20 protein-coding genes are annotated in these 26656 nt (G+C 51.9%); 14 read left to right on the top strand and 6 right to left on the bottom strand.

Annotated features, from left to right (window positions below; all coding sequences use genetic code 11):
* The first annotated feature begins 8 nt into the window (after nucleotides 1–8).
* From FW415_RS07700 to FW415_RS07730, 7 genes are all read left to right on the top strand, one after another.
* Complete coding sequence (locus FW415_RS07700) at nucleotides 9–950, top strand: hypothetical protein (protein ID WP_148383689.1); 942 nt, start codon at nucleotides 9–11, stop codon at nucleotides 948–950.
* 152 nt (nucleotides 951–1102) lie between these two features.
* Nucleotides 1103–1561 carry a carboxymuconolactone decarboxylase family protein gene (locus tag FW415_RS07705; protein ID WP_148383690.1) on the top strand — a complete coding sequence of 153 codons (459 nt, stop codon included), beginning with the start codon at nucleotides 1103–1105 and terminating at the stop codon, nucleotides 1559–1561.
* A gap of 66 nt (nucleotides 1562–1627) precedes the next feature.
* Nucleotides 1628–2119, top strand: coding sequence for a DUF1097 domain-containing protein (locus tag FW415_RS07710; RefSeq protein WP_168208724.1), 492 nt, complete (start codon nucleotides 1628–1630; stop codon nucleotides 2117–2119).
* A gap of 1 nt (nucleotide 2120) precedes the next feature.
* Nucleotides 2121–2966, top strand: coding sequence for a sigma-70 family RNA polymerase sigma factor (locus FW415_RS07715; RefSeq protein WP_148383692.1), 846 nt, complete (start codon nucleotides 2121–2123; stop codon nucleotides 2964–2966).
* 62 nt (nucleotides 2967–3028) lie between these two features.
* Complete coding sequence (locus FW415_RS07720; RefSeq protein WP_148383693.1) at nucleotides 3029–3235, top strand: hypothetical protein; 207 nt, start codon at nucleotides 3029–3031, stop codon at nucleotides 3233–3235.
* Nucleotides 3236–3270: 35 nt separating this feature from the next.
* Complete coding sequence (locus tag FW415_RS07725) at nucleotides 3271–5058, top strand: DNA methyltransferase (RefSeq protein WP_168208725.1); 1788 nt, start codon at nucleotides 3271–3273, stop codon at nucleotides 5056–5058.
* Nucleotides 5059–5162: 104 nt separating this feature from the next.
* Nucleotides 5163–7397, top strand: a complete 2235-nt coding sequence (locus FW415_RS07730; protein ID WP_148383695.1) for a GH92 family glycosyl hydrolase — start codon at nucleotides 5163–5165, stop codon at nucleotides 7395–7397.
* Between the two features lie 24 nt (nucleotides 7398–7421).
* On the opposite strand, the gene FW415_RS25325 is transcribed toward FW415_RS07730, so the two are convergent.
* From FW415_RS25325 to rhaT, 6 genes are all read right to left on the bottom strand, one after another.
* Nucleotides 7422–8252 carry an FGGY-family carbohydrate kinase gene (locus FW415_RS25325; protein ID WP_246858968.1) on the bottom strand — a complete coding sequence of 277 codons (831 nt, stop codon included), beginning with the start codon at nucleotides 8250–8252 and terminating at the stop codon, nucleotides 7422–7424.
* 13 nt (nucleotides 8253–8265) lie between these two features.
* On the bottom strand, nucleotides 8266–8697 hold the full coding sequence (locus FW415_RS25330; protein WP_246858969.1) for a hypothetical protein: 432 nt from the start codon (nucleotides 8695–8697) through the stop codon (nucleotides 8266–8268).
* Nucleotides 8698–8833: 136 nt separating this feature from the next.
* Nucleotides 8834–10108, bottom strand: coding sequence for a sugar isomerase (locus FW415_RS07740; RefSeq protein WP_148383696.1), 1275 nt, complete (start codon nucleotides 10106–10108; stop codon nucleotides 8834–8836).
* Between the two features lie 10 nt (nucleotides 10109–10118).
* Entirely contained in the window at nucleotides 10119–10433 is a 315-nt protein-coding gene (gene rhaM / locus FW415_RS07745; protein WP_148383697.1) for an L-rhamnose mutarotase, read from the bottom strand.
* An 11-nt stretch (nucleotides 10434–10444) separates the two neighbouring features.
* Nucleotides 10445–12571 (bottom strand): bifunctional aldolase/short-chain dehydrogenase, encoded by a 2127-nt coding sequence (locus FW415_RS07750; protein ID WP_246858970.1) that lies wholly within the window; start codon nucleotides 12569–12571, stop codon nucleotides 10445–10447.
* Between the two features lie 24 nt (nucleotides 12572–12595).
* Nucleotides 12596–13645, bottom strand: coding sequence for an L-rhamnose/proton symporter RhaT (gene rhaT, locus FW415_RS07755; RefSeq protein ID WP_148383698.1), 1050 nt, complete (start codon nucleotides 13643–13645; stop codon nucleotides 12596–12598).
* A gap of 140 nt (nucleotides 13646–13785) precedes the next feature.
* Here rhaT and FW415_RS07760 point away from each other — a divergent pair, with 140 nt between their 5' ends.
* From FW415_RS07760 to FW415_RS07790, 7 genes are all read left to right on the top strand, one after another.
* Nucleotides 13786–14817, top strand: a complete 1032-nt coding sequence (locus tag FW415_RS07760) for a GntR family transcriptional regulator (protein WP_148383699.1) — start codon at nucleotides 13786–13788, stop codon at nucleotides 14815–14817.
* 47 nt (nucleotides 14818–14864) lie between these two features.
* Nucleotides 14865–16091, top strand: a complete 1227-nt coding sequence (locus tag FW415_RS07765; RefSeq protein ID WP_246858971.1) for a rhamnogalacturonan acetylesterase — start codon at nucleotides 14865–14867, stop codon at nucleotides 16089–16091.
* A 382-nt stretch (nucleotides 16092–16473) separates the two neighbouring features.
* The gene (locus FW415_RS07770; protein WP_168208726.1) at nucleotides 16474–18699 is read left to right on the top strand and encodes a fasciclin domain-containing protein; all 2226 of its coding nucleotides are present in this window, start codon (nucleotides 16474–16476) and stop codon (nucleotides 18697–18699) included.
* Between the two features lie 7 nt (nucleotides 18700–18706).
* The gene (locus FW415_RS07775; RefSeq protein ID WP_148383702.1) at nucleotides 18707–21979 is read left to right on the top strand and encodes a SusC/RagA family TonB-linked outer membrane protein; all 3273 of its coding nucleotides are present in this window, start codon (nucleotides 18707–18709) and stop codon (nucleotides 21977–21979) included.
* A 20-nt stretch (nucleotides 21980–21999) separates the two neighbouring features.
* Nucleotides 22000–23496 (top strand): RagB/SusD family nutrient uptake outer membrane protein, encoded by a 1497-nt coding sequence (locus FW415_RS07780; protein WP_148383703.1) that lies wholly within the window; start codon nucleotides 22000–22002, stop codon nucleotides 23494–23496.
* Between the two features lie 14 nt (nucleotides 23497–23510).
* The gene (locus tag FW415_RS07785; protein ID WP_148383704.1) at nucleotides 23511–25214 is read left to right on the top strand and encodes a fasciclin domain-containing protein; all 1704 of its coding nucleotides are present in this window, start codon (nucleotides 23511–23513) and stop codon (nucleotides 25212–25214) included.
* Between the two features lie 14 nt (nucleotides 25215–25228).
* A complete protein-coding gene (locus FW415_RS07790; protein ID WP_148383705.1) occupies nucleotides 25229–26650 on the top strand; it encodes a fasciclin domain-containing protein in 1422 nt (473 codons plus the stop codon).
* Nucleotides 26651–26656: the final 6 nt, after the last annotated feature.

Here is a 26656-nt window from a genome sequence, read left to right on the forward strand (position 1 = left end):
ATTCAACCATGAAAACCCTGTTTTTCAGTTTTCTTCTGCTGAGTGCTATGTCTTCCGGCTGCAAAACCGAAACCCAGACGATAAAGCTCACAGGTAGCGAAACCGATCCCAATGCTCCTCCTCCCGAATGGAAGGAGCATTGGTTCGAACATAATCAACTCGTAAAACTGGTAGCCTACAATGATGAAGTAGCCCTGTATTACGATAACGACATGCCCAAGGAGATCACCTGGCCGCTGAGAATATCTACAGCCATATGGAAGTACACTAAGGAAACATATGGGGATTTCGGAAAAGCGAAACAGGACAAACGGATGTTCGTGATCCTGCATTTTAATAAATATGGTGGTGGTCATCCGGCTACCTTCTTTGATGCAAGTCACGATTACCGCAATATGATCGATGTGGGCTCTAACAACTCCTGGGAAGACAGCTCCGGCTGGAATCTGGACATTGTAGCACATGAGGTGGGCCATATTGTTGAAGGTGGATCCAAGGGTGTGCATAACTCTCCGGCTTTCCCCATCTGGCACGACAGTAAGTGGATGGAGATCTACCAGTACGATGTATACAAGAACCTCGGATGGGATGCAGAGGCACTGAGATGGTACAATGACAAGATGAATGCCGTTGATCCCTATCCCAGAGCGGGTACACAATGGTTCCGGAATTGGTTTTATCCTATCTACCGTGATCATGGGGGCAAGGATGTGCTGAATGGCTTTTTCACCTTATTATCACAGCATTTCCCCCAAAAAACGATCTCGCTGGGTAAAGAATATACCCGCAACATGAACCTCGGTGAATTCGTTCACTTCTGGAGCGGCGCTGCCAAAACCAACCTGAAGCAGCTTGCGCTGGACGCCTTCGGGCCCGATGATGAAAAGGGGAATGACTGGGTAGCGCAATTTGAAACCGCCCAGGTGCAATTTCCCGGAATTACGTACTAACACACACATACTGTTGTCTTTTAAAAGAACGTCTGCCAAAAGCAGGCGTTTTTTTTATCCCTCCCCAAAAAAATCCCGCTCACTTGTCACGTTTCCTTTCCGGACGGTGTCTTATATGCGTAAACCATTATTTTAAAGTAAAAAACAAGCATATGAACACAAGGATCACTTACAAGGACACTGCCCCCGGATTCGCGGACGGCCTGATGAAAACGGAATTTTACCTGAAGAAATCTCCCCTTGACCAGCTATTGCTGGAACTGATGAAATACCGTGTTTCCCAGATCAACGGCTGCGCTTACTGCCTGGATATGCATCACAAAGAGGCAATCAGCATGGGCGAGACGGAGCTTCGCCTGCATTCGCTTATCGCCTGGAAGGAATGCCCGTATTACAGCGACAAGGAAAGGGCGGTACTGGCATTTGCCGAAGCGCTGACCCTTGCCAGCGGACCGGAGACCGAAGATGCCGCTTTTGACGCGCTTACGCCCCATTTCTCCATTCCGGAGATCGCAGACCTCACGCTCGCCATTGCCCAGATCAATACATGGAACAGGATCAACAAGACATTCAAACCTGTACCCGGCAACTATCAGGTGGGAAAACACTGATCACTCATGCAGGCCGGTTGCTATTCGATACAAGCGCAACCTGCCTGTATCAACACCTCTTTTCCAATGACACTTTCACTCAAATTGATCAATGCGGCCATCTACGGTACACTCGGCGCCATAGCCGTTTTCCTGGCCGCAACCCTGGGATGGCCGGCCTGGATACTCTTCATCGGCTGGATCAGTTACTTTCAGTTCGGCGCAACCCTCCGTAATGCGGGTAACACGATTATACTGATGTCATTGGGCATGCTGCTGGCCATGTTCATGACGTTGTGCGCCGGCTGGCTGGCGCCGTATTGGGGTAATTATGGTATTTTGCCGGTGGTGTTTATACTGATAGCGGCCTTGTCTTTCCTGGAACATGATAAATGGTTCGGCAATATGGCGGCCTGGTTCCTGGGCATGGTCGTATTTTTTGCTGCTGGCCATCCGCCTGAACTGACCGGCTTGCCTGATCTCGGATTGCCGGTGGCAACGGGGCTGCTGTTCGGTTGGCTGTCCGCCTGGTTATTCAGCGTGGCTCGCCGCAATTTAACAACCCATAATCCTTTATAACGTGAAAGATTATCATAAAATATTGTTCCCATACGCATACAACATTCTCGGTTCTTCTGAAGATGCAAAGGATGCTATCCAGGATGTGCTGTCCAGTTACCTCTCTGCGAAAAAAGAAGGGATACAAAATGAAAAAAGCTATCTGATCAAAGCCGTTATCAACCAATCCATTAACATGAAGAACAGGAGAAAAAAGATCAGCTATGAAGATGTGTGGCTGCCGGAACCGGTAGCCACAGAAGCTGCTGATACCAATATCAATATGCGGGACATTGCTTCATATTCTCTTTTGATCCTGCTGGAAAAGCTGAACCCGAAGGAACGGGCGGTCTTCATCCTGAAAGAGGCATTCGGATATTCCCACGAAGAGATATCCGAGGTGCTGTCTGCCACAGTGGAGAACTCCCGCAAGCTCCTCAGTCGTGCCAAAATGAAGCTGGACCCGGCCAAACATCCTGTAGTTGTGCCCGAACGGGAGATTGTGCCTTCCGGTGTGCTGGACAAATACATCGGCGCGTTACGGGGAGGAGATGTCAAAACGCTCGAAGACTTGCTGTCCCGCGATATTGTCTTTTATGCAGATGGCGGCGAAAAACTTAATGTGGTAAGGAAGGTTTGCACCGGTCGTCATGATGTGACGGAACTGCTGGTATATGTGTATGAGAAATACGATAAAGGGCTATCCTCCGTTCCGGCGCGTATCAACCATCAACCGGCGCTATTGTATTATAACGGTGAACAGCTGGTGGCTTGCCAGGTATTCGGTCTATCCGCAGATGGCAGCCATATTGTGCAGATCAGCAACGTAATTGATCCGGAAAAACTTCGGAATTTACGTGTGGCATAGCAGTTACAGCTGTTTTGATGGCATGGTTTTCCGGGCAGTAACCGGAACCAAACCACATGGTCATGACAACAGAAGATAAACATAAACCGCAACCTGCGCCTTCTGAAGGAAACGCCAGTAACCCGGCGCCGGACGAAGGTAAAGGCACGCAGGCGGATACGCTGTTCGGCGAGAAAGCGGAAAAGTACCTGAAAGAGTCCGGAAATATCGAGGATATGCCCGATGCCGGCGAAGATCAGGCTGCGATAGACAAGACCCGTGAAAAGTAAAGGGAAAATCGCTATTTTTCAATACATTGATGTACATGGAAAATAGCATGCAGGCACTTTTTGATGAGTTGACGGGGCTGCTGACCGGTGACGCACGGTTTGCCGGCAGCAATGGCGCTGGCCTGCATATCATGGAAGACCTGGCCCGGAAGGCGGATGCGGGATTCCTGCAACTGCTGCTCTCCGGCGGGCTTACCCGGCAGCATTTTTTCGTGAATGCCGGGGAGGTCGTGGTGTTTGACAAGATGCGGTTTTTGCAATTCCTTCATAGCCGGCCCACCGGGCAAAACGGGCATACGGCTTCTGGCGGCAGGACGGGGATTGCCGGTGCGCAGGAACCGGTGCGGCTCACCTGGCCTTACAGCGGCTATGTGCTGGAGGGCACGCCGCAGCAGGAGAACGAAACGCTGGCTGCGCCGGAGATCGCACGGCTATTTTCCCCGAAGGTGCTGACGGGCTTTCTGCGTTACAGCGCTGCCGGGGAATGCCCTCCCGAGCAGCTGTCCGGCAAAGACAACCTGATCATCAGGGGCAATAACCTGATGGTGCTGCACAGCTTAAAAAAAGTGTACAACGGCGCGGTAAAACTCATCTACATCGATCCTCCTTATAATACCGGCAGCAGTACATTCCCCTACAATGATAATTTCGCTCACGCTACCTGGCTTACCCTGATTAAGAATCGCCTGGAGGCTGCGCGTGACCTGCTTCGGGACGATGGCGCCATCTTTGTGCAGATCGATTACAAGGAAGTAGCCTATCTCACGGTATTGATGGATGAGGTATTCGGACGGGAGAACATGGTACAGATGATCGCCGTCAAAACAGCTTCCCCGGCGGGATTCAAGACCATTAATCCCGGCCCCGTGGACGTAACGGAATATATCCTGTTTTACACAAGGAACAGGCAACATTTCCGCTTCAGGAAAAATTATGTACCGGTGGCTTATGATTCGAATTACAACCTCGTGATCACCAATCCGCATGATGAGCCGCAGCAATGGAAGCTGGAACCTTTGCGTGACGTGATCTGCCGGGAGAACGGAATTCCTCTCGGCCATTCCCCGCAGCAAACGGGCAAGAACGCCCGGGAACACTGGGGCCCATACTGGAAGCTGATCCGCGATCAGCTCATGGCTGCATATGCGCTGGACCATCCGGAAAACCTGGTGAGCATCCGCGACCCGCATAAACCATCGCCGAAGCTGAAGAAAATACTGGAATCGTCGAGACAACAACGGAATAAGGTATGCGTATATGAAAAGGAAGAAAGCGGAAAGTACGGGTACGTCATGAATGGCGGTGCATTGTCCTTTTACGCGAACAAGATACGGGAGATCGACGGGGTGAAAACGCCCAGCGAGCTGCTGACCGATTTCTGGAAGGATATCAGCTGGGATGGCATCGCGAAGGAAGGCGGCGTAAAGCTGAAGAACGGCAAGAAACCGGAAAAGCTGATCAAGCGGATCATCGAAATGGTGGTCGATTCACCGGAAGACCTGGTGCTGGATTTCTATCTTGGCAGCGGTACCACAGCCGCGGTAGCGCACAAGATGGGCCTGCGTTACATCGGTATTGAACAGCTGGATTACGGAGAGAATGACAGCCGCGTGCGCCTGCAGCATGTGATCAACGGAGATACTACCGGCATCTCGCAGGCTGTGCAATGGAAAGGCGGCGGCAGTTTTGTGTACTGCGCGCTTGCACAGGGCAACGGTCCCGATGGGCATCCCGGATATATTGCCTATAGCGAAATATCGGAGAGAAAGTTTGAGATGACGGAAGCAGAGATAATATTGAACCGCCAGTTTTACGGGGACTGACCCTTCCGTTGCGGCATCGCCGGGCGGCAAATATTCCCCTTTATACCTCACTGCCATCAAAATGCGCCTTTGACAAGGCAAATATTCCTGCTATATTTAGGATCATGCGAATCATCACCACGTTATCACTCCTCTTTTTCTTCACCGGGGCCATGGCTCAGCGGGTGTCTTATGTATCTTATGTGGACCCGCTCATCGGCACGTCTCCCGCTACAACTATCAGCGCCATGAAGCACGGTGCAGGTACAGAGCATCTGGCGAATGTAATACCCGCGGTAGGATTGCCTTTCGGTATGCTGCAGCTGACGCCGCAAACGCGTACTACGGAAAAGAAATGCCAGGCGCCCTACTACTATAAAGATGCCACCACTACCGGTTACCGCCTCACGCACTGGCTTAGCGGCTCCTGCACGCAGGACTACGGCAGCGCTACCATCATGCCGCTTGCCGGCACACTGAAAACATCGGGTTATGCTACGCCGTATGATCACAAACAGGAGATCAGCGCTCCGCATTATTATAAGAACGAACTGGATGGCGTGATGGGGGAAATGACCGCCACACTGCGCTGTGGTATGCTGCAGTTCACCATGCTGCGGGATGACAGCCTCTACATACTGGTGACGCCCAACAGCGATAAACACAAAGGGTTCATACAGGTAGATCCCGAAAAAAGAGAGATCACAGGTTACAATCCCGCGTACCGCATTTATCAGGGCAGCGGCCGGCCCGCCGGCTTCAGCGGCTGGTTCGTGATACAGTACGATCTGCCTGCGGAAAAGGCCGGAACATATAGCGGAAGCAAGGTCTCCGCGGCATTAAGCAGAAAGGAGCAACCGGATTGTGGCGCGTACATCGGCCTTTATCTGAAGAAAGGCGCGCAATTGCGCCTGCGTATCGGCACTTCTTTTACCAGCCTGGAAGGTGCGCGGCGGAACCTGGCGGCAGAAATGGAGGGCAAACCCTTCGCAGCCATCCGCAAACAGGCGGAGCGTGTATGGAACAAGGCATTGGGACAAATACAGGTAACATCGGACAACGAAAAGGATAAACGTATTTTCTATACCGCGCTTTATCATTCCATGCAGCACCCGCGCCTGATGAATGATGCAGACGGCCGCTATCCGCGCTTTGCGGGTGATTACCAGGAAGAGCAGCTGAAGCAGGGCAATTATTATGACGACTTCTCCATGTGGGACACCTACCGCGCACAGCTCCCCTTGTTCAGCATCCTTCGTCCGGACCTGATCAGCGACTGCGTCAATTCCATGGTACTGAAAGGCGAGCAGGGCGGATGGCTGCCCATTTTCCCCTGCTGGAATAATTATACCGCTGCCATGATCGGAGATCATGTGACCGCATTCATCGCATCAGCATACAACAAGGGTATCCGCGGATATGATATCGCTAAAGCCTACACGCTGATGCGGCGGAACGCGTTTGATAATGCAGGGGAGAAGGATTATAAGGATGGAAAAGGCCGGAGGGCGCTGGATACCTATCTGCAATACGGGTATATTCCGCTGGAAGACGGTGTGCCGGAAGCTTTTCACAAGAATGAACAGGTATCCCGCACGCTTGAATATGCGTATGACGACTATGCGCTGTCTACCGTTGCCAAAGCATTGGGCCGGAGTGAAGATCACGCCCTGCTGGCCAAACGGGCATTGAACTACAAGTTCATTTTTGACGGAAAGGTGGGATTGATGAACGGAAGGTATGCAGATGGGCGTTTTTACAAAGACTTTCATCCGGATAAAAAGCTGTCGTTCATCACGGAAGGCACGCCCCGGCAATATACCTTTTATGTGCCGCACGACATCAGCGGACTGGGGGCGTTAATGCCGCTGGAAGCGCAGCTGGATAGTCTTTTTACGAAAAATGAGTACTGGCATGGCAATGAACCGGGGCATCATATTCCTTTTCTTTACAACTATACCGCGTCTCCCTGGAAAACACAGGAGAAAGTAGCGGCGATACTGAAAGAAGAGTACAGTGATGATATTGGCGGTTTGAGCGGGAATGATGATGCCGGGCAGATGAGCGCCTGGTATGTATTTGCCGCAACCGGACTTTACCCGGTTGATCCCGTGGGCGGGCAATACCTGCTGACCACACCGGTTTTCAGATCGGTGGCGATACAATTGCCCGGTGGCAAACGCCTGGCGGTACAGGTAAAGCCTGGCGGAAAATACATCCGTTCAGTCTTGCTTAACGGGAAACCATATACGAAAAATTATATCACGCATGATATGCTGCTGAAAGGCGGGGAAATGGTGATGGAAACATCGCCTCATCCTGCTGTTTCATGGGGAACGGGTAGTGGGGATCAACCCTGAGGGCAACCGCTCCCGGGCCGTTTTTCAGATAGCAGCGTCCTGCTGCACAGAGTAGTATTTCAGTTCGATGAGATTATTAGGCATGCTTTTCCGGTTCCATTTGTGATGGATAGCCAGCGCCGCGCCCATTGCGGTGGCCTGTGCCATAGAGGCGGCATACACTTCGATATCAGGGAACAGCATAGCCAGCATGTTCATGTAGATCGCATTTTTCCCGAATCCTCCATCCACAAAGATCCTCTTCACGGTCACACCTTTCAGCACCAGGCCGGTAGCATGCTGCTGCTTTACGGCAAGGTCATACACGAGTTGATGGTAAGCAGCGGTATCGGAGGTAAAACCGGTCAGGTCACGGTCCGCGAAATTCCCGGCTGGCAGAAGAGGTATGGAGGCATCGTAATCCATGCTGCGGTAGCGCATGGCCGGCTGACGGAAAAATTCCGATATCCTTTTGACCTGCTGTTCATGCTCGTAACCGGCGAACAGGCGCGATGCCTTGACCGGTTTGCCCTGGAAGGTCATGTAGCAAAGGCAGTCCTGCTCCAGCTCCGCTGCCGTCAATGGTGTATCGTTAAACGGATTGAGGCTGATGCTCCAGGTGCCGGTGGACAGCAGCACAAACGGTTCATGAAAATTTACGAGATAGGGGATCAGCGCCGCAGAGCTGTCGTGCAGCCCGGTGCCAACGTGGTAGTTGTTCCCGGGAAACGCAGCCGGCAGCACATCAGTAGAGGCCATCACAGGCGCCAGTTTGGCGGACAGCCCTTCCTGCTCTACCCAGTCGTGATACCGGTTATTACGGAAGTCCCACAGATTGGTGTGGCAGCCGATGCTCGTGATGTCTGAGCAGGGCACGCCGGTGAGCAGATTAACTCATGTATTGCGGCAGGTGCAAAGCATACCGCATGGATGCGAAAACATCGGGGCGTTCGTGCTTCAGGCGATAGAGTTGCATGCCGGAGTTGAGGCTTTCCAGCACCGGAGATGCCGTTTGCAGGGAAAACTGCGCTTCCCCGCCATATTTTTTGTAGAACTGCTGCTTCAGCGGCGCAGGATAGGGCTTGAGATAGTTGTACAGCGGCGTGAGCGGATGCCCTTGTTCATTGATATATACCAGGCTGGCGCCGTAAGTGGAAAAGTTGATCGCTTTTACCTCGATGTCTTTCCGTTTGAAGACTTCCAGCAGGGAATCGAAGACGGAAAGCCGCAGGCTTTCCAGGTTCTCGCATGGATCGCCGTCTTCATCCCGTTGTTTCGGTGAACCGGGCGGTCCTTTCAAACACGATCCGGTACTGTTCATCGAATAAAAACAGCTTTTTGTTGGTCTTGCCAACATCAAATATCACAATGACGGGTGTTTTGCTCATTTCTGCATATTACGGACCTGCGGCGGCGGACAGTCTTGCTCTCCACCGCTGCTGGCCCTCCTTTTCTTCCTACAATCCGGTAGCCACCGTTTTTGATCCTCTTTCTTTGATGAGTTTTTCTCTTACTTTCTCTGCGCGGTAAACGCCGAGCGGGCTTAATGCGCCGCCGGAGCGCAGTCTTGATTCCGCCACCAGCGCCCGCACATCCGTGCGGAAGGCCTGTTGCAGCACTTCCTGCGCTGTTACCACATCGTTGTTCTGCTGCGCTTCCACCAGTTTTTTGCGGTCTGTCAGCAGGGCCTGTGCGTAGGTGATCATGATCGCTTCTACAGATTGCAGCAGGTCTTCCAGCGGGTCTTTTACGTTGTGGGAAGCATCTATCATCCAGCCCAGGTCGGTGGCATGGTTCATACCGCGGCTGTCCATCCCCTCCACCAGTTCGTTAAAGATCAGGAAAAGCTGATAAGGCTTGATGCTGCCAACCGTGAGGTCGTCATCACCGTATTTGGAATCATTGAAATGGAAGCCGCCGAGTTTCCCTTCCATCAGCAGCAGCGCCACGATCTGTTCTATGTTGGCATTCGGGAGATGATGCCCGAGGTCTACCAGTGTATAAGCTTTAGGACCGAGTTTGCCGGCATACAGGAGGGATTGCCCCCAATCGCCTACGGTAGTGGAATAGAAATTGGGCTCAAAGGCCTTGTATTCCACGAACATCTTCCAGTTATCCGGTAGAGCAGCGTATATCTCCTGCAGGCCATTCAGCGTATGCTGGAACGCTTTGCGGAAATTCAGCTGCCCGGGAAAGCAGGAGCCGTCTGACAGCCATACGGTCAGCGACTCGGAACCGAGCTCGATGCCATGCCGGATCACTTCAATATTATGGTCGATCGCCTGCTGGCGAACGCCTTTATCCACATGCTGGAGGGAGCCGAATTTATAGCTCAGCGCCTGGCCGGGCTGGTCCTGGAAGGTATTGGAATTCATGGCATCGAAGCGCAGGCCGTGCTGCGCCGCCAGTGCCTTGATATTGGACGGATTGGAAGGGATGTCCCAGGGGATGTGGAGCGATATTGCACCGCTGGACTGGTTCAGGCGGTGCAGCAAACCGATGTCTTCGATCTTTTCTTCCAGGTTGCGCGGTTCGCCGCCTGCGGGGAAACGTCCGAAACGTGTGCCTCCTGTGCCGAGCGCCCAGCTGGGGATCGCCACCTGAAAGGCCGCGAGCTTTTCCAGGATGCCATCCACCCCGTCCACTTCTCCTGAAATATAGGAAAATGCCCGCTGATGCGCTGCCATCCGGGTCTGGTTATGTTCTTCTATCCGGTATTTTTCCAGTTGCATAACGTGTTTTTTACTGCATATAAAATACTTCTTTTAATGGAAACGTCACAGGAGAATTATCCGGGTGACAGTCCATAAGGCCGCTCATATATTCCCACCAACGCTGCATCACCGGTTGTTTGGGCAGTTCGTCCAAAGCAGCCGGGTCATCTATCGAAAGGGAAGCGAAAAGCGACAACGTTTCTTCATCCAGGAAGATCACATAGTCCCGGATGCCGGCAGACTTAAGCAGGGCTTCCAGTTCCGGCCACAATTCATCGTGACGCTTTTTGTATTCCGCTTCAAATCCTTTCTTCAGTTTCATTTTGAATCCAACACGTTGCATGGGATGAGCTTTTATCTTACAAATGCCATGGCTACGCCGCCGTCCACATTCAGCACATTGCCGGTAGCCTTGTTGAGCAGCCCGCTTACAAAAGCAAAACAAGCGTTGGCAATATCTTCCGGCAGAATGATCTCGTTCAGCAACGTTCGTTTGGCATAGAATGCCGGCAGCTCTTCCACTTTTACGCCGTATGCTTTGGCCCTTCCTTCCGCCCATGCGCCTGCCCAGATCTTGCTGTCGGATATCACGGCATCGGGGTTCACCACGTTAACGCGTATATGATCTTTCCCCAGTTCCGCGGCGTTCAGCCTGCTGAGGTGCAACTGTGCTGCCTTGGCGGAACCGTAGCCGGCGTTATTGGGACCGGATACCAGTGCATTCTTGCTGACGATGTTCAATACATCACCGCCGGTGCCCTGCTTGCGCATGATATTCACACCAGCCTGTGTGGTCAGGAACTGCCCTTTTACCAGTACATCATACAGCAGGTCCCAGTCCTGTTCGGAATGTTCTTCCAGCGGTTTTGAAATGGAGAGGCCCGCGCAGTTCACGATGATATCCACGCCGCCAAAGGCCAGTGTTGCCGTATTGAAGGTTTTGCTGATGGTGTCCGCTGCGGTTACATCCAGCACATCCGCCGCAAACACATCTTTACCGAATTGTTTGGTAAAATCAGCGATGGCGGTTTCCAGCCTTTGCTCGTCGTTGTCATTGATGACCACCACAGCGCCTTCCTGTGCGAATTTCTGTGCGATAGCTTTGCCGATGCCTCCCGCGCTGCCGGTTACCAGCGCAATGCGGCCGGACAGTGCCTTGGGTTTGGGCATGCGTTGCAGCTTTGCTTCTTCCAGCAGCCAGTATTCGATATCAAAAGCTTCCTGCCGCGGCAGGGAAGTGTAGGAAGAGATCGCTTCCGCGCCCTTCATCACATTGATGGCATTGATATAGAATTCGGCTGCCACACGCGCCGTTTGTTTATCTTTTGCGAAGGTGAACATGCCCACACCGGGGTAGAGGATCACCACCGGGTTCGCATCGCGGATAGCCGGGCTGTTCGCATGTTTGCAGGTGTTGTAATACGCTGTGTACATCTGGCGGTAAGCCTCGAACAGCGGCGCGATCTTTTCCTTCACGGCGGCTACGTTACCGAGGTCTTCCGTGGGAGCGAGGTTCAGCACAAGCGGACTGATCTTGGTCCGAAGAAAGTGGTCGGGGCAACTGGTGCCCAGCGGCGCCAGCCTGTCCAGATCATTGGAATTGATAAATTCCAGTACCCTGTCATCATCCGTAAAATGCCCGATCATGCGGGTGTTGGAGGAGCAATATCCTCTCAGCACCGGTGCCAGTGCTGCCGCCTGGGATAACCGTTGCTCCTTTGGCAGGGCTGCGAGGCGTTCCCCGCCGAATGCTTTTTTGCCTTTGGTGTGCTCTTCCAGGTATTCCGCGCAGCGTTCGATCACTTCCAGGGTGTTGATATAGCTTTCATATGCCGTGTCACCCCAGGTGAAAAGGCCATGGGAGCCGAGCATGATGCCGCGGATGCCGGGGTTCTCATCCAGGCATTGCTTCAGTTGCAGGCCCAGGTCAAAGCCCGGCCGTTGCCAGTCCACCCACCCGATGCTACCGGAGAACAGCTCCTGTGTGATCTTTTTCCCGTCTTTCGCCGCTGCGATGGCAATCGCCGCATCAGGATGCAGGTGATCGATATGCGCAAAGGGCAGAAAACCATGCAGTGGCGTATCTATGGAAGGAGCCTTGGAATGAAGGTCATAAATACAGTGATTGAACAGCTCTACCATTTCATCTTCAAACTCGATGCCGCGGTAGATGTTCTTCAGGCTGCGGAGCCTGTCCACATACAACGCCGCCAGCCCGCTGCGTTTCAGCGTGCCGAGATCGCCGCCGGAGCCTTTTACCCACATCACTTCCGTGCTTTTTCCCGTCAACGGGTCGATAGCCTGTGCCTTGCAGGAAGTATTCCCGCCGCCATAATTCGTCAGGCGAAGGTCCGCCCCGAGAAGATTGGAGCGGTAGATCAGCAGGGCTACTTCATCACCCGCCATTTCAGCAGCTTTCGCATCATCCCACAGGTAACTGACGTGCCTGAACCGGGTCATTGTGCTGTTATTTTTCGACATAAACTTTGTTTTATATAGCGCGTATTATAATGAGTTACCGTATCCCACCAGTACTACAGACAAAATGATCGTGGCAATACCGATGAGGAAAGTGGCAAAAGTTTTCCGGCTGACGCCTTTCCATTCCTTCAGTGTCAGCCCCCACATGCTGGAAATAAGGATGATGAAGGCCATGTGCAATATCCAGGAGCTGGCGCCGTTGCCAAGCTTGCTTTCTCCCATGCCGTAGAAAAAGAACTGCAGGAACCAGGTAGTGCCGGCCAGTGCGGAGAAAAAGTAATTGCTGGCCAGCGGCGTCTTGCGGTTCGTATAGTCCCCGAAGCTTTTGTTCTTCGCGTTGAGTACCATGCACCAGATGAAATTCGTCGTCAGCCCGCCGAGCATGATGATCACAAAGATCACGTTGTTTTTGAACAGGGGATTGGCGTCGTTGGCTACTGCCGCTTGCCCCATCGGTTCGCCGGCGGAGATGGCAAAGCTCATGCAGGCGCTGAGGATACCTGAAACGATGGCTACCGTCAGCCCCTTTTTCAGGTCGAATTCCTTGATACTTTCTTTCTGCTTCTCTTTTGACAGCTCTTTTTCCTTGAACATGCCCGCTTTTCCGCTGATGGCGATGCCCACGAGGCAGACGATCACGCCCAGCAATACGAACACACCGCTGCCGGTCCGCAGCATGGCGGAAAAATTATCGGTGCTGTCCGTAAAGAACTCTTTATACAGCGGTGGGATCAGCGCTCCGAAGGCGGAGCAGAAACCCAGCGCCACGGCCATTCCGAGAGACATGCCGAGATACCGCATGGACAGGCCGAAGGTCAATCCCCCGATACCCCAGAGCACCCCCAGGAAATAGGTCCAGAATAAAGTCATGAAAGGCGTGCCGGCGATGATGTCCATAAACCCGGGCACCGTCAGCCAGGCCGCAATGAACGGAACAAACAGCCAGGAGAATATCCCGCCTGTGATCCAATAACTCTCCCAGTTCCAGCCTTTTACTTTTTTATAGGGAATGTAAAAACTACCGGAGGCGAAACCGCCAATAAAATGAAACAGAATACCGAGAATAACTTGCATTGTGGAATATTAATGGCTAATAAGCGCAATTTTTTTAAAATTAATGGAAAGCGGTACGACAACTGTCATGCACTGTCATGCCTGTTGTTACGCTTGTAATGATTAATTTTAGTATCTTGTCCGGCGAGAGACTGATACCCATGAAGCAACATCCTATCTTCAAATATCTGTTTATTGACGACTTCTCCGCCACGCCGAAATACTATCAGCTGGCCAATTCCATTATCAAGGCCATTGCGGATGGCAAGGTAGGGGAAGATGATGTGCTGCCATCGATCAATGAGGTGAGTTATGTGTTCGAGATATCCCGGGATACGGCTGAAAAGGCCTACAAATACCTGAAAGGCCTGGGTATCCTCGGGTCCGTTCCGGGAAAAGGGTACTTTGTAAAGAACACCCATCTTGGCCGTCAATATAAGATACTGCTGCTTTTCAATAAACTGAGCGAGCACAAGAAGATCATCTACGATTCTTTCGCCGCCCGGCTTGGGGAGCCGGGAAGCATTGACTTTTATATCTATAACAGTGATTTTGCCCTTTTTAAACGGCTGCTTTCCCAGAAGCTGGACGACTACACGCATGTGGTGATCCTGCCGCATTTCAGGGAACGCTGGGATAATGTGGATGAAGTGATCAACAGTATCCCGAAAGAAAAACTGATCCTGCTGGACAAAAAGCTGAAAGGCGTAACCGGCGAATACGGGGCCGTGTACGAGAACTTTCAGAAAGATATCTATGAAGCACTGGAGCAGGCAAAGGACAAATTGCAGAAGTATCAAAATATCAAGATCATCTTCCCGGAACATTCGTACTATCCTGACGAGATCCGCCAGGGATTTGAGCAATTCTGCCAGAACTATGCTTTTAACGGTCTTGTGGTAGGCAATATAGAATTGGACGATATAAAAAAAGGCGATGTATTCATCAATATCCGGGAGAACGATCTGGTCGTGCTGATCGAGAAGATCATTTCCCTGGGGCTGGTGATCGGGGAGGATGTAGGCATTATTACGTACAATGAAACACCCCTGAAAAAACTGATACTGAACGGGCTCACCACCATTTCCACAGATTTCAGGACCATGGGCGAAGTGGCTGCCCGCCTGATCCTCGAAAATTCCCGGGAGCAGATCGAAGTTCCTTTTAATATCATTATGCGTCAATCCCTCTGATCTTCATGAGAAAAATCTTTCCCTTATTGCTGGCTTTCAATTTATTAGTGTCAATTTCACACGCACAAAAATTTCTCTTCAGCAAAGAGAAAGTCCCTTCGGGTGTTGTGCGCGTTACCCCTGATTCGCGCTATAATGACAAAGCCGGGTATGGTTTTGAAGCCGGTGTTGCATTAAAGGAGACCGATGGTGGTATTGGTGCGGACGGTCCTTTTTTCTTTTCGGTAAAACTGGCGGAAGGCAATTATAATATCCGGGCGGAAGTGGCTGCTGCTGCGGTAAGGGTGGAATGCCGGCGGATGATGGTGCAGGATACGGTAACCGGCCGGGTTGCATTTACCGTACACGTCAGGGATACCATGATACGCGATGCTTCCGGCAAGGTGATCGGGACGGTGCGGATAAAACCCCGGGAGAAAAATTACCGTCATTGGGACAATTTACTCACCATTGAGTTCAACGGCCGTTCACCCGCCATCCGTTCCCTCGGGATAACACCCGCAAGGGAGGCCGTCACCGTTTTTCTGGCCGGCAATTCCACAGTGGTGGACCAGGACAGGGAGCCATGGGCCGCCTGGGGGCAGATGATACCCGCGTTCTTTATACCCGGTAAAGTAGCTGTAGCCAACTATGCGGAAAGCGGGGAAGCGCTTTCTTCCTTTATCCGTGCCCGGCGGCTGGAAAAGATCATCAGCCTGATGCAACCGGGGGATTACCTGTTCATTGAATTCGGGCATAATGACCAGAAGCAGAAGGGATCAGGGGTCGGGCCGTTTACTTCCTACAAGCGGGACCTGCTGCACTTTATCCTGGAAACCCGCAAAAAGGGCGGCATCCCGGTACTGGTCACCTCCATGCACCGCCGCAGCTTCGATACATCAGGCCGCATCATCAACACACTCGGCGATTACCCGGAAGCAGTGCGGCAGGTTGCCAGGGAACAGGATGTTGCGCTCATAGACCTGAATGCCATGAGCAGAACATTATACGAAGCCTGGGGCGAAACGGCTTCCCTGAAAGCATTTGTGCATTATCCCGCCAATACTTTCCCCGGGCAGGCGCAGGCGCTGCAGGATAACACGCACTTCAGCACATACGGCGCCTGGCAGATCGCAAAATGCATCATCAAAGGTATCCGGGATAGCGGCTCCGGGCTGGCAGGTTTCCTGCGGGATGATATACAACCCTTCGACCCCGCGCATCCGGATGATATAACAACCTGGTACTGGCCCTTAAGCCCGTTAAAGCCCGCCAGAAAGCCGGATGGGAACTGAATTTAAGTGTCAATACGACAAATTCCTTATGGGCAGGACGGTTCAGGACGGTTAATCAATTTGAAAGGAATATTTTTATTCGGTGATTGAAGATATCTGTCGGCATAAAGGCAGAGAACGAAGGGAGCAGGTTATGCTCCGGCTCAACCAGAATTTATTCAACAGTGAACAATGACAGTCTCCGCACCTGATTGTGCGGCTAATTTCCAACGTTAGATCATTTCGGAAAGGCCATCCCTTGCCGGATTTAAAACTGATTACCATGAATACTCAAAAACTGATTCCAGGACATTCGCCAGCCGTATTCCTCACCCGGAAAACACATTCCCGGCCTTAGCGTTATTATTCGTTCAACAAACATTTACGATCCACGATGAAAAATTTGTCTAACAGATTAATAGTGCTGTCATGCCTGTTGGTGGCTGCCCTTGGCTGCAAAAAAAAGGCCTGGGACGAGTACTATGGTCGCCCTGATACCCTGGAACCACCTATCTACCAGGTATTGGAAAGCAAAGGGAATTTCCGTCACATATTGGCCGCTATCGACAAGGCCGGATATGGCAAAACCCTCGGTGCTGCCGGTTACTGGACCTTCTTTGCTCCTCATGATTCTGCCTTTGATGTGTATTTCAAAGCGAACAGCATGTCCGGTATTGAAGATCTGGACAGCAATGCCTGCCGGAAGATCGTTACCTACTGCCTCGTGTACAACGCCTTTAAACGCGAGCGCCTGGGCGATTACCAGAGCTCGCTGGGATGGGTGCCAAACGTTGCCTTTAAACGACGCACCGCCAGTTATACCGGTGTGTACGACGGGCAGAACACCAGCGGCGAAAGTATAAAGGTCATCAATAGCAACCGCAACAATAATGGTGCGGTGTTCTATGTGGAAGCGGACAACAATAATAAATACCTGCCCTACTTCGTAGACAACTTCGTATCCGCAAAAGGCCTGTCCGCGGCAGATTACAACTATTTCTATCCCGCAACGCCCTATACCGGGTTCAACGTGGCGGATGCCGTTGTTACCGAACAGGACGTTCCCGCGGAAAATGGCGTGATCCATGTGATCAATAAAGTGATCACCACTCTGCCCGGGCTGGATGAATATATTTCTTCCAACCCGCAATACAGCGAGTTCAAAAAACTCTTCGATAAATTTCTGCTCCAGTACGCACTCAATCCCGCGGTTTCACAGCGATACCAGCAGACCAACGGCAGCAACGCACCGGTATATACAAAGATATTCAACGCCAGCCTCGCCTTTTCACCCAACAACGAGAATTTCCTTAAGCAGCAGGACAATGATGGGCAGCAGAATACCTACAGCATGTTCGTACCAACGAATGACGCGCTGCTGAACTATGTGAACCAGGTACTGCTGGAGCATTACAGCAGCCTGGAAGAAATGCCCATCAATATCATTTATGATTTTGTGAATGCCCATCTCTGGCAAACGGCGGTATGGCCCAGCAAATTCGCTACTACGATCAACTTTCTGGGAGAGGAAGCCCGGTTCGATCCCGCCGCCGATGTGGTGGACAAAAAGATACTCAGCAACGGCATCTTTTACGGCACCAGCAAGGTACAGGCTGCCAATGTGTTCAGCAGCGTATATGGCCGCGCTTACCTGGACCCGAAATACTCCATGATGACGAGCCTGCTGAACCAGGAGCTGAAATTCCAGATATCCAATATCCGGCTGAAGTATTCCATTTTCCTGATCAGCAATGATGTGCTGAATGACGCGGGATACTTTTCTGATCCGCTTGTAGACAATAACCCTGCCTTTCAATGGCGGTACACGCCACCAGGTGGCGGTGCGCAATTGACGGGGTCTTCTGCGCTGGTACGTCTCATGCGTGTGCTGAACCTGCATGTGATCCCGGACCTGGATGTGCAAAGTCTTTCCGGCTCCGGTGTGGTGAAGACCTATGGCGGCGAGTTTGTACGGTATGAGAATAACCAGGTATTTTCTTCCGGGAATCTGGAAGAAGGCAATTTCATCGCCCGGACGGATTCCAAAACCGCACTGAATGGAACAGCGCATTACCTCGATGGTGTGCTGACGTTTACAGAAACGGCTATCGGCAGACATATTGAAAAGCTGGGGGCACCTGCCACATCCCCGTTCAACTATTTCTGGGAATACCTGCGACGCTCCACGATCTATACGGCATCTACCGGGGACATTCTCAATGTGGCGGCGGGCTCTTTCTATACTTTCTTTATCCCGGACAATGACGCCATCCTGGCCGCTGTGAATGACGGCCTGTTGCCAGGGACCGGCACAGCTCCCAATAAAGTGCCGGACTTCAATCCTGCCGGCCTGGCTGAAAAAGCACTGGTGGAGAAGTTCATCAACTTTCACATTCTGAATAAAAAATCTGTTGCTACAGACGGGCAGGAGAGCGGTTCCTTCGAAACGCTTCTCCGGGATAACAACGGCGAGCCAACCAGCCTGTTTGTGAGTAACGCCGCACCCAATTCGATGCAGATAACGGATATGCATGCACGGGTTGTGGATGTAGTGCAATCCAGCAGCAATTACCTGAGTAACCGTTGCGTGATCCACCTGATCAGCGACTATTTAAAATATGTAGAATAACCTTTCTATGCGCAATTTTACGAAAACAGTAGTAAGCTTGTTGGTGGTCATAGCATGCTGTGCGATCCCGGCAATGGCCCAGGTGCCTGCCGAAACCACCATTGTAAAAGGGAAGGTGACGGATAAACGGACAAAGGAACCGCTCATCGGCGTTTCGGTGATGGAAATGGACGCGGACGGGCGTATCATCAAAGGCACTGCCACGGACATTGAAGGCAACTTCGTACTGAAAGTAACCAATATGAAGAACCGTATTGGCGCCTCTTTCATCGGCTACCGCACTTTTTCACTGCCGCTCAATGGCCGCACCACCGTGAACTTTTCGCTGGAATACGGCTCCACGGACCTGGAGGAGTTTACCGTAACGTCAAAAGCTACCGTGAATAACGGTATGATGAACATCAAAGAACGCAACTCCACTCTCGCCATCTCGAAGATCAATGCGAAAGAACTGGAAGAAATGCAATCCGCCAGTATCGATCAGGCTTTACAGGGCCGGTTGAGCGGGGTGGATATCACCGCATCCAGCGGAGATCCCGGCGCTGCCATGAGCATCCGCATCCGCGGCATATCTTCTATCAGCAGCACCGGAAACCCTTTGATCGTAGTGGACGGGATGCCCTTTCAGACGGAAATCCCCGGTGATTTCAACTTCGGTTCCGCGGATGAGCAGGGCTATGCACAGTTGCTGAACATATCGCCTGCCGATATCAAAGAGATATCCGTACTGAAAGATGCGGCAGCTACCGCTATATGGGGCTCCCGCGCGGCCAACGGCGTACTGGTGATCACCACAAAAAGAGGCGCAATGGGCAAACCTTCGCTCACCTACTCTTTTAAAGGCTCCGCTTCCGTATTGCCCGATCCCATCCCGATGCTGAACGGTGACCAGTATTCCACACTGATTCCCGAGGCATTTATTAACCGGAACGGCTCTACGCTAAATTCGCAGAACGTCCGGGAGTTCAACTACGATCCCAACGACCCCTACTGGTACTACAATTACAGTAATAATACCAACTGGATAGAGGAAATTTCCAGAACGGGCATTCTGCAGGACCATAATATCAGCATGAACGGCGGCGGTGAAAAGGCGCGTTACTTTGCTTCCGTGGGGTATTTCGATCAGTCCGGCACAACCATCGGTACCGGTCTCAAACGCATGAACACCCGCATCAACCTGGATTACCTCATTTCGGACAAGATCAAGATATTCACCAGCATAGCCTACACGCATACGGATCAGGACCGCAGTTATCTCAGTGCAAAGGACGGCGCTATCCGTGGAGTGGCATACATCAAAATGCCGAACATGAGCGTATTTGAATACGATGAACAAGGCAATGTATCTCCCACTTATTTCTCTCCGGCGCAGAACGTACAGGGCGCCTACAGCCGCATTTACAATCCCGTGGCCATGGCCAAGGAGGCGAAGTACAGCGTGCTGGGAGAAAGGATCGTTCCGCGTTTCCAGATGGAGTACAATATCATCCCTGAGAAACTGAGGATCGTGGGAGATGTGCAGTTCGATATCAACAATACCAAGAACAAAAGCTTCCTGCCCCAGATCGCTACCGGCCGGCCCAATACCGAAACGGTCGTGAACAGGGCGTATGACGGGGATATAGATCTGTTTGGCGTGACTACAAAGCTGAGCATCGACTACAATCCCCGTTTCAAAAATACCGATCATAACCTGATCACTTTCTTCACGGTGATGACGGATGATTACAAATCCGTGAACCAGGAGATCATGACCTCCAATACGGCTTCCTCACTGCTGCAGGACCCCTCCATTCCCTCGCGTACCCAGAACCAGGAGCTGCGCGCCGTATCCGGCATTTCGCAGACCAGGAGCATCGGCGCGGCATTGACGGGACAGTATGAGTATAAGGACAAATACTTTATAAGCGGCACCATTCGCGGCGACGGCAACTCCCGCTTCGGCCCCAACTACAAGTACGGCCTGTTCCCTTCCGTTGGCGCCCGCTGGAGAGTGTCCGGGGAGAAGTTCATGAGCGGTGTCAAAAAGCTGGATGATCTCAGCTTCCGCGCCAGCTACGGTCTCAGCGGCGAAGCACCCCGCTATGACTACACCTTTTACAACCGCTATAACACCTTTACTTGGGGCTACCAGGGAGAAAGCGGTGTGTACCCCGCTACGATGGAACTGAAAAACCTTCGCTGGCAGACGATCCATGGCGGCAACATAGGCGCCAATCTCTCCTGGATGGATGGCCGTTTCCGCCTCGATGCGGAAGTGTACCGCAACCGCACAAAGGACCTTTTCTTTGACGGCCTGCAGATCGCTTCCCATACCGGCTACAGCAATGTGAACATGAATGTGGGCGTACTGGATAATCAGGGCTGGGAGCTTGCCATCTTTACCACGCCCGTCAAAACAAAGAACTGGAGCATCGGCTTCGACTTCAATATCTCCCGCAATGAGAACATCATCCGCGAAATATCTGAATTCTATCCGAACAGTAAAGGGGATGTCACCGCGCTCGGCCAATACATGAGCCTGCTGCAGGTAGACAATCCCTTCGGTTCCTTTTACGGCTACAAATACAAAGGCGTGTACAAGAATCAGGAAGCCACCGTGGCCAAAGGTCCGGATGGCAAACCGATCATCGGACCGAACGGGCAGACGGTGTATATGCGTTTCAACTATCCCAACGTGGATTACATCTTCCAGCCGGGAGACGCCATTTATGAGGATATCAATAACGACGGCAACATCAATTATATGGACGTGGTGTACCTCGGTAACAGCAATCCGCTGTTCTCCGGGGGCTTCGGGCCGAACTTCACCTGGAAGAATAAGATCCGCGTGACCACATTCTTCAACTTCCGTTACGGTTACGAAGTGGTGAACGGCACAAAGATGAACACCACCAATATGCACGGATTCGATAACCAGAGCACCGCCGTGCTGCGCCGCTGGAGAAAAGAAGGCGATGAAACGGATATACCGCGCGCGATCATCGCTGGAGGGTATAACTGGCTCGGCAGCGATCGCTATGTGGAAGATGCCTCATTCCTCCGCTTCCGGCAAGTGACCGTGCGTTATACGTTTGACAACAAACAACTGGAAAGATTCAAAATGCGTTCGCTGAGCGTGTTCGCCACGGCGGAAAATCTTTTCACCCTGACGAAGTACACCGGTCAGGACCCCGAAGTAGGAGCGCTCGGCGCTGATCCCTTCCGCATCGCGTACGACTATTCCATGACGCCGCCGTCCAAAATATTCACTATCGGCTTGCAGGCAGGTTTTTAATTGTCTAAATGAAATTTTACATGAAGCAACTGATCACATATACAGCTTTGTTCGCAGTCATCATCAGCACCGCTGCCTGCAACAAATGGCTTGACCTGAAGCCGCAGGACGGTATCGTGCGGGACGAGTTCTGGCAGACGAAGGAACAGGTGGACGCGGCCGTTACCGGCATCTACGCATCCCTGCTGGGAAGTCCTGATAACAGCATTTCCCTCGCAGAATACTTCTTTATCTGGGGAGAGGCCCGTACAGATATGGTCAGCCCGGGATTCCGCGCCACCTCGGATGAATACGACCTGGTGAATGTCAACATCCTCCCCACCAACGTTTTCGCCAACTGGCGCGTAGTGTACCAATCCATCAACTATTGCAATACCGTTATCGATCTAGCTCCCGCTGTACGGGAGCTGGACAACACTTTCACGGAGGAACACCTGAACAGGGCAGTGGGAGAGGCGCTGGCGATCCGCAGCCTGCTCTACTTCTATCTCGTCAGAACATTCGAAGAGGTGCCGCTGAAACTCAATGCCACAACCAGTGATGAAGACCTGGAGCCGGTAGCCAAATCGCCCGCTGCGGTGATCCTGGACCAGATCGTTGCAGATCTGAAAAAGGCAGAACCTTTTCTGCCACTGACCTATAACAACAGCGCCAAAGACAAAGGCCGCGCCACCCGCTATACGGTTAACGCCATCCTGGCGGATGTATATCTCTGGATGGAGAAATACACCGAGGCCGCCGCGGAATGCGACAAGATCATCAGCTCCAACCGTTTTGGGCTTATCGGCGGGGACCTGTCCCTTTTCAATGAGATCTATTTCAAAGGCAATTCCAGCGAAAGCATTTTTGAACTGCAGTTCGATGCGCAAAAGCTGAACCCCTTTTATTTCATGCATCACACCTCCACCCGCAGATGGAGCGCCGCCGCTCATCTTATGGAAGAAGTATTCGGTGTGGATGTGATCAACCCCGAACCGGTTGTGGACAAAAGAGGGGAAGGCAATTCGCTCCGCGCTTCCGATCTCACCATATGGAAATACATCGGGGCAAATGATGCGGGCACCAGTTTCCGCGCCGCTGAACAGTCGTTTGCGCACTGGATATTTTACCGCTATGCTGATGTGCTGCTGATGAAGGCTGAAGCCATCAACCAGCTGGATCAGCCGCTGGAAGCGTCCCGCCTGGTAAAGACGGTCAGGGAGCGCGCCAATGCGCTGGACTTCTCCATTCCCATGGATTCCACCAGCGTACAGGGCATGGAAGAATTCATTCTCCTGGAAAGACAACGCGAGTTTGCCTTTGAAGGGAAACGCTGGTACGATGTGCTGCGCAATGCCAAAAGGAATAACTATCAGCAACTCATCTATCTCCTGAATATGGTAGGCGTCAGCATTCCGAAGGAAAGGCAGCAGGCAGCGTTCAACAAGCTCCGCGACAAGAACAGTCACTATATGCCGGTATACCAGTATGAGTTGCAGACCAACAAACTATTGGTGCAGAATCCTTTTTATAAATAACTCAATTGCACGTTATGACCAGGAAAGATCTTATATATCCCGTTACGCTGGCCCTTTTGCTGACCAGTGCCCTTATTACGGCGTGTAAGAAGAATGAAATAAAGATGACGACTACGGAGGATGTGAATATCGTGGGTTACCTGGACAAATACCCCGATTCATTTTCCATGTTCCGGCAGATACTTGACCTCACGGAGACCAGCGCATTCCTCAACGCGTATGGTGCCTACACCTGCTTTGCACCCACCAACAGCGGCGTGCAGGCGTGGATGGCGAAAAATAATATCGCATCACTGGAAGCCGCGGATGTTGATCTGCTGAAAAACATGGTACAGTTCCATGTGCTTACAGATACCATCACCACTGCGGCATTCAAGGACGGGAAGCTGCCTGTGCCCACCATGTTCGGACAATACCTGGTGACCGGCGTGAATTTCGAAGGCGGTGTTTCCAGTTATATCGTCAACCGCCAGGCAGAGATCACACAATCCAATATCAGGGTAGGTAACGGCATGATCCATCAGCTGAATGGTGTACTGGTACCTTCCTCTCTCACCATCGCCAAACAACTGGAAGCAAGACCGGAATATTCCATCTTCGTGCAGGCGCTGAAAACGACCGGATTTTATGAAGTGCTGAATACCGTGGATGCGGATACCAGCAAGCGCTGGATGACAGTGGTGGCCGAAAGCAACAGCGCTTTGGCAGACAGCGGGTTCAGCTCGTATGCCGACCTGGAAGCCCGGTACTCTACCCTTGGCGACCCTTCCAACGTAAATGACAGCCTGCACATGTATATCGCCTATCACATCATGAGTGGCGTGAAGTTCCTCGGAGATATTATTTCCTCGCCATCCCACGAAACCTTCCAGCCGCAGGAAGTGATCAGCATACAACTGGTTAACCAGAACGTGATCGTGAATGAGAATGAGTTCAACGGCATCATAGAAAAAGGCGTAGTGCTGAATCGTGTATCCAGCGACAATGCGGCCACCAATGGCGTCTGGCATAATGCGGAGGCCCATTACAGCGTGAAATACCGCCCGCCGACAGCGGTGTACTGGAATGTGTCCTCCTTTGAAGAAGTGATGAAGCTTCCGGCAGTCTATCAGAAATCCAGCCTCACCTGGAGACGCCAGACAGAAGCCGACAAGCTGTTCAAGGATATTGACTGGGGATGGGGTTCCAATGCCGGCACCAATATTTTCACCTACAGCTACAGCACCACATCCAGTATCACCCGTTATGCAGTGAATAACGATTGTAACCAGCTGCCCATGGGCCTTCCCGCCCGTCCGGTATGGTGGGAAATGACCACTCCCCCCATTGTAAAAGGGAGATACAAGATATGGATGTGTTATGCCCGCAGCAAGCAATCCAGCAGCTCCAACATGCTCTGCCAGGTGACCGTGAACGGAGAGCTGATGCCGCGGACGTTCAATTTCACCGACCTGCGTCCCAAAGGCAGCGATGCAGAACTGGAAGCGATCGGATGGAAGCAGTACACCGAACCCAGGCCATACCCTTCGGATTCCAACTATGCAGCCAAACTGGTAGGGATATATGAATTCAAGACCACACAAAGGCAGAAGATCCGCATCATTCCGATCAGCGGTACGCAGAACAACAACTTCCTGGACATGATCCATATCATCCCTGTGGATGAAGATCAGATACTCCCGAGGTTCAGCATAGACGGATCAAAAGTTTATAACTAACAACAGGCACAATTATGACACGTATATTTTTGATTATAACGCTGGCGATGATGTGCGGATGTAAAAAGTGGGACGACCATAATGCCGTCACCAGCGAAGACCTGAAGCATAACCTGTTCGCCTTGATCAGCCAGGATGCCTCATTAAGCCGGTTCGCTGAACTGCTGGAACAATCGGATTACGACGAAGTGATCGCTTCCTCCAAAACATTCACGGTATTCGCTCCGGATAACGATGCACTCGCTGCGCTGGACCCGGCGATCGTTAACGACCCCGAAAAGCTGAAGCTGTTTGTCGGCAATCACATCGCCAGCCAGTCCTGGTTCACAGTCGCTGCAGACACCATGCTGAATATTGAAATGCTGAACGGGAAGTATCACCGGATGCTCGGCAAAGCGGTAGCCGATGCTGTTATCACCACGGCAGACCGTTATGCAAAGAACGGTGTAGTGCAGGTGATAGACAGGATGCTGCCGGCACTGGACAATACCTGGGAAGCCATTGAGAACAATACAGCGTTGCCTGCAAAGCAAAGGGCATACATGCTGTCGCTGTTCCGGAATGTATTTGATGTGACCAATGCTGAGCAGATAGGTGTGAATCCCACCACCGGGGAACCCATTTACAAACCCGGCACAGACTCCATCCGCACGAACCTCTTCTGGCGGAATGTGCACGACCTCCGCGATGAATCAAAGCGCTTTACGCTCTTCATGCTGGAAGATGCCGCATGGGATACGGAGGTCACCAAGTTCAGCCCCTACTTTGTCACCGGTACTGCGGACAGTACAACCGATCTCTCCGCCTGGGAAGTGGTGAAAGACTTTGCAACAGACAGCGCCTACACCCTGCAAACCCTGCCGGATGTGATCACTTCCCCGTCCGGCGTACCCGTACCGGTGGAAAAAACGCAGATCAAACAAACCATACAAACCAGCAATGGCGTGATCTACATTATGGGCAGGATAGATATAACGCCGGAACAGAAGCTTCGCCCCTTTCATATCGAAGCGGAAGAATACCGTTTGCAAAGTGTGGACAAGCGCAGCGTCACCTATTTCAGGGACCGGTTCAATTCACTGACACAGCTTGGCTTCAGGGATGTGCTGGTATTCAATCATGCGGTGGCGCGGTTTAACCTGAACTATCAGCTGCGCAATGTGTACAGCATGAAATATAAAGTGTACTGGGTAGCTGTGAATGATTTCCAGGCCAACAATTTTACGCAGAAACTGGGCATCGGGGACCCCTTATCCACTTTGCTGGACTATGTAACGGTAACGCCTGAGCATTATGAAGAGGTACTCGTCGGGGAGTTCACCCTGGATGCTTTCCATCCCGTGCTGGACCTTTATTTAACCGCCGCGAATACTACCAATGCGGCCAACAGCGCATTGGTATGCGATTACATCAGGCTGGAACCCTCATTCAATTAGATATGT

The organism is Chitinophaga sp. XS-30 (assembly GCF_008086345.1).
In the GTDB taxonomy this organism is placed as follows: Bacteria; Bacteroidota; Bacteroidia; order Chitinophagales; family Chitinophagaceae; genus Chitinophaga.